3 protein-coding genes are annotated in these 2,713 nt (G+C 63.3%); 1 reads left to right on the plus strand and 2 read right to left on the minus strand.

The genetic code is table 11. The features are described 5' to 3' along the window. The coding region (locus ABSG20_RS34105; protein ID WP_423868836.1) for an ABC transporter substrate-binding protein at positions 1-380 on the minus strand (380 nt) is incomplete at its 3' end. A 184-nt stretch (positions 381-564) separates the two neighbouring features. After that, the gene (locus ABSG20_RS34110; RefSeq protein ID WP_423868837.1) at positions 565-1,794 is read right to left on the minus strand and encodes an FAD-dependent oxidoreductase; all 1,230 of its coding nucleotides are present in this window, start codon (positions 1,792-1,794) and stop codon (positions 565-567) included. Between the two features lie 177 nt (positions 1,795-1,971). Between ABSG20_RS34110 and ABSG20_RS34115 the strand changes: the two genes are divergently transcribed. Then, positions 1,972-2,713, plus strand: a 742-nt coding sequence (locus tag ABSG20_RS34115) for an ABC transporter substrate-binding protein (RefSeq protein ID WP_423868838.1), incomplete at its 3' end; no start/stop codon positions are given.

A 2,713-nucleotide genomic window follows, 5' to 3' on the forward strand; every position in this document is an offset into this window, starting at 1 on the left:
GCGACTTTCAGCCGCAGGATTGAGAACGCGACGTCGGCCGAGGTGAAGTCCCGGCCATCGCTCCATCGCACGCCGGGCCGCAGCCGAAATTCATAACGCCTGCCGTCGGCGCTGATGCTCCACGAGGTCGCGAGCACCGGCCGGGGCGCGAGATCATAATCATAGGACAACAGCCCTTCATTGATCTTACTGCCGATGGTCTGCCCCGTGCCCGACGACGTATTGATCGCAATGATCGCCGACGGATCGGGATAATACACCCAGTTCAATGTTCCCCCCGATACGGGCTGCTCGTCGAGCGCCCGGCTGCTGCCGGCGAACACCACGACCGCGGCGGCGGATAGCATCGTAGTCTGGAAGCGACGCCGCGTCAGTCGCATGACCGCTCCCGGTTCCCGATCGGGCCCGATCATGATAGTTCTAAAGCCGACGGCATCGTCACGATGCCTAACCCGACAGGCAACATTTGATCAGAAGAGTTTGCTTTTGTTTTTAAGTCAGATTGGAAGGCTTTTGGTATCCTGGGGTTGGCCATCGAACAGTCTCCCGATCTTTGAGTGAAATTCAGGCTGCAATTTCTCTTGCCCCGAGCGCTCGCTGCATTGCTGCCAGCGAGACCGTCACCGCGGCGAATCCGTGCGCGATCATGGCCGCCTCATAAGTTGCGAGCGTCTCGATCAGCGAGGCGCCGGCCGCGACCCGCGCTAACGCCGGCGCCAGGAGCCCCGCATCGTAAATCGCCGAATTGGCGCCCAGCGCCCGGAAGTAGGTCATGCTGTGGATGGCATCACCCAGCAGTGTCACGCGTCGCGTCGGCCATGGCGGTACCTGGACCGATGAGCGAACTTTCAAGGCCGCCACGGTCGACGGATCGGTGATCTCGATCAGTTTCAGCAGTTCGGGATGCCAGTCCGCGTTGTGCCGCAACAGCAGGTCGAGCAGCCCGCGCCCGTCGAGAGCTTCGAGCGTCGCATCACCGGCGATCTCGTCCCGCCAGAACGCGATGTTCCACCAGACATAGCTGGCGGTATTGTCGAAGTGACGTCCGGCAAGCCCGGCATGGGTCGGGTCGTTGCGCCCGATCAGGCCGTGCGCAGCGAATTTGGCCGGGTCGACCCGGTGGCTGGTGACCATCAAGGTACGCCCGCCCGACGGCTCGATGTGCACATTGTAGTCCTGCAGCACGCGTGCCAGACCCGCTCGCTCGGCCTCGGCGAACGTCACCTTCCCGGCGAACCGGCGAGCGCCGGTGTCGATGATCTTCGCGGTCGGCAACAACTGAACGCGCAGGCGCGAATTGACGCCATCGGCGCCGACCAGCACGTCAAACGTAGCAGGCTCGCAATTGTCGAAATGAGCCGTGACCGAACCGTCGGAGTTCTCCGTATAGTGGCTGAACGCACTGCCATAGACGACGATATCGTCGAGCCCGGTCAGCAGGACCTGGCGCAGCGTGATACGGCTCAAGGAGAGTTCGATCAGCGTATCATCCGCTGCGGGGTCGGGACCCCGGCGGCCGTCGAGCGGCCAAAACGACTCGTCGAAGCGGCGGCTTTCCGATGGCGCTCTGCCCGCGGTGTCCAACACGGCCTGAAACAGTGCCGCCGGCAGCAGCGCCCGCAGCGCGGCGAGCCCACGCTCGCGAACGCGAAGGCGGAATCCCTGTACGTAGTCCGAGCGCGCTCGCTTCTTCTCGAAGACGACCGGATGGAGTCCGGCCTTCTTCAATCCCTGCGCCAGCGCCAGCCCACCGGGCCCGCCGCCGATGATGCCAATCCTCAGTTCTCGGGCCATCTTCTGTCCCACTTCTCCGCCGACCACGGCACCGCTACAACAAAGGCAAGCCCGAATTCACACTTCCGCCTTCTCTCAAGGCAGCGAGACATTGACGCATTCGTCCGTCAATGCTTTGGTCATTTAATCTATCGAACCACTACACTAAATAACATTCTAAATTCCGGAGCAGAACGAATGTCCGCTTCCATTCTGAGGCTTAATCGCCGTCATTTTTTGGGCCTGGCCGGCACGCTCGCGGCGACGGCGGGCGCGGGTCTCGGGCACGCCTCCGAACCGCGCCGCGGCGGGACGCTCTCGCTGCTGCTTTCTGCCGAGCCGCCGACGATCTCGGCGGTCGCGCACACCGCCTACAACACGGTCATCGTGGCGGCCAAGGTTCAGGAAGGCCTGTTGACTTATGATTTCAATCTCGCGCCCAAGCCGCAGCTCGCGGTCTCCTGGGACGTCGCCGAAGACGGCCTCTCCTACGTCTTCAAGTTGCGTCCCGGCGTGAAGTGGCACGACGGCAAGGACTTCACCTCAGCCGACGTTGCCTTCTCGATCGACGCACTGAAGTCCGTGCATCCGCGCGGGCGCTCCACCTTCGCCAATGTGTCGGAGGTGCGCACGCCCGATCCCTTGACCGTCATCCTGGTGCTCGCCAAACCGGCACCCTACCTGCTCAGCGCGTTTGCGGCAGCGGAGTCGCCGATCGTGCCCAAGCACATCTACGAACAGGGCGGCCCGGTCGACGCCAACCCCGCCAATAATGCCCCGACCGGCACCGGCCCCTTCGTGTTCAAGGAGTGGGTCCGCGGCAGCCATATTCTTTACGAGCGAAACCCCCATTATTGGGACGCCGGCAAGCCCTATCTCGTCCGCCTCATCGTCCGCATCATCCCGGACGCGGCAGCGCGGGTTGCCGCGATCGAGACCG

It is taken from the genome of Bradyrhizobium sp. (assembly GCF_049512235.1).
Lineage (GTDB): Bacteria > Pseudomonadota > Alphaproteobacteria > Rhizobiales > Xanthobacteraceae > Bradyrhizobium.